General features: G+C 49.0%; 3 protein-coding genes. All 3 read right to left on the bottom strand.

Annotated elements, in window-relative coordinates; translation table 11 throughout:
* On the bottom strand, nucleotides 1-597 hold a 597-nt coding region (locus ON064_RS18030), incomplete at its 3' end, for an ArsA family ATPase (RefSeq protein WP_274625846.1).
* Nucleotides 598-621: 24 nt separating this feature from the next.
* A complete protein-coding gene (locus ON064_RS18025; RefSeq protein ID WP_101189361.1) occupies nucleotides 622-885 on the bottom strand; it encodes a cory-CC-star protein in 264 nt (87 codons plus the stop codon).
* Nucleotides 886-1,002: 117 nt separating this feature from the next.
* On the bottom strand, nucleotides 1,003-2,389 hold a 1,387-nt coding region (locus tag ON064_RS18020), incomplete at its 5' end, for a carbon starvation CstA family protein (protein WP_274625845.1).

Below are 2,389 nucleotides of genomic sequence, written 5' to 3'. Positions count from 1 at the left end.
GCGTTCCTGACGTTCGCGCAAGACATCGTAAATCGGATCTTCGCGCGGTTCGCCATCATTCAACAGCGCCGTATAATTCTCATTGGTTTTGCGGCGTTTATCGAGCAAACCTTCAATCCATACACCCATCAGCTCCGGCAGCGATAACAGCCGGATCGTGTGCCCTGTCGGCGCCGTATCGAACACCAGCTTGTCGAAATGCTGGCGCTCCTCGAGGATGATGTGGATCAGTTTGTCAAAAAGCGCCGCCTCATCAGCACCAGGAGAGGCTTTTGCCGTATCGAGCTGACGGTTCACTTCTTCCATCATGCTCGTGTGGACGGTTCCGCGGATATTGTTTTTGACGCCTTTGATGTAATTTTCTGTCTCGATTTCCGGATCGATTTCAAGCGCGTATAGATTTTCGGCGATTTCTTTTGTGCGGCCGCCGATTTGTTCGTTGAAGATGTCCCCGACATTATGCGCGGGGTCAGTAGAGACCAGCAAAGTCCTGTACCCCGCTTTTGCGGATTGCCAGGCGATGGCTGCAGCGGATGTCGATTTACCGACACCGCCCTTGCCTCCGACAAAAATAATGCTTTTCGATAACACGTCCATGCCATTCCCTCGTTTCGTTAAATATCAGCAGCAACGGATTCCAGACAGCGGGGATTTCTCCATTCCCATACGTAAATGCCAGTCGTGGAATTCTTCGATCATGTACGGATAAAGCTCGAGTGTGTAGTAATAGACCGGATTCGGGATGCCGAGCATTTCCGAATACAACATCAATAAGAATAGATCGTCTTCACTGCGGAGTTCCCGGGCGATTTCCGTTCGGTGCGGATGTTCCAAGACAGCCTCATACCAGTCGATTAGTTTTTTCAGTTTGTCGCTGATCGGCATAACGGCACCTCTTCCTGAAAAAAGTACAAGGGATCATGAATATGATCCCTTGGCATTTCCTACTATAATAATGAACGTTCTAATGGCGGCAGATTTCCTGCACCTTCTATAAAGTCATTATTTCAAATCTTCGTCTGAAAATCCAGGATTTGATTTGCTCATGAGTGCCTGTGCAGCCGTCAAGATGATCCACAATGTAAAGACGAAAATGATGGCTCCGAAGACGAACAGCAATGTATTCGACCCTTCATTGTACCAAGCCCATTGTAGGAACACTTGCTGGAACATCGCCCATAACGTCATGAACATCAAGAACACCATCGGAATAATAGTGATCATGTAATTTCTGCCGAGCTTGCGCAGCCAGATCGAGATCAACAGCAAGCTGATACCGGCTAGAAGCTGGTTGGATGTCCCGAACAATGGCCATAATAAGTAGCCGCCAGAACCGAATCCGTTCGGCCCTTCCGGCAAGATGACAAGCGCCATGCTTGAAAGCACCGCAATCGACGTCGCAACATGCTTTTTCTCAAGCTGCGGCACGTTGTATTCAACACCGAGCTCAGAGATGATATAACGCATAAGGCGAACCGAGGTATCGAGTGTCGTGGCAGCGAACGAAACAACGATGATCGAAACAATCGTTGAAGCGACCGAACCTGGAATCATCAAACCGGAAGCAAGAATGGTCGCACCTTCAATGAAGTTTCCAAGACCGGCACCGCTTGCATCAGCAAAGCTGCTGTAAGAAGCGCTGAATGCGGCACGGTCAGGGAATAGCGTGATGACGGCGATGATCGAGATCAACGCGAGCACCCCTTCCCCGACTGCTCCCAAATACCCGACAAAGCGAGCATCTGTTTCTTTATCTAGCTGCTTCGACGAAGTACCGGAAGAAACGAGCCCGTGGAAACCGGAAATCGCACCACAAGCGATAGTGATGAAGAGCAATGGGAACCAGGAAACATCTGCGCCCGGGTTGGTTGCCGGAGCTGTAATTTCAGGGTTCGTAAACAATAGCCCAAGATACAAAATTGCAAGGCCGACAATCAATTGGTGAGAGTTGATGAAATCACGCGGCTGGAGAAGTTTCCAAACCGGCAGTGTAGATGCGATATAAACATAAATCATCAATACGACAATCCAGATGAAGAACGCGCTGGAAATCGCGCCAAGGCCGAATAAGCCGGCGCCTTCTTCCCCACCCATATAGCGGACAAGATCGATTTGCAAAAAGTCTACTTGGCTGGAAATGACTGCTGTTCCGTACATGATTGCAAGCGCTATCAAAGAAGGGATGAGCATTTTCATGTTTTTCTTATAAGCCGCATAACCGATCCAAATCGCTAGCGGAATCTGGATGAATACCGGAATGACGCTAGCCGGATATGAGATGAACAAGTTCGCGATGACCCAGGCGAATACCGCGTTGACCATAAGAACCAGGATCAAAATAATGAACAAGAACAAAATCTTTCCACGCTGCCCGATCAAACGGTGGGCT

The sequence above is a fragment of the Planococcus sp. A6 genome (genome assembly GCF_028823615.1).
In the GTDB taxonomy this organism is placed as follows: Bacteria; Bacillota; Bacilli; order Bacillales_A; family Planococcaceae; genus Planococcus.
This window is presented reverse-complemented; position numbering and strand designations above follow the sequence as displayed.

What these genes read in the sequence shown, in the direction of transcription:
- ON064_RS18025 (WP_101189361.1), bottom strand. Translation starts at nt 885, where the DNA reads ATGCCGATCAGCGACAAACTGAAAAAACTAATCGACTGGTATGAGGCT.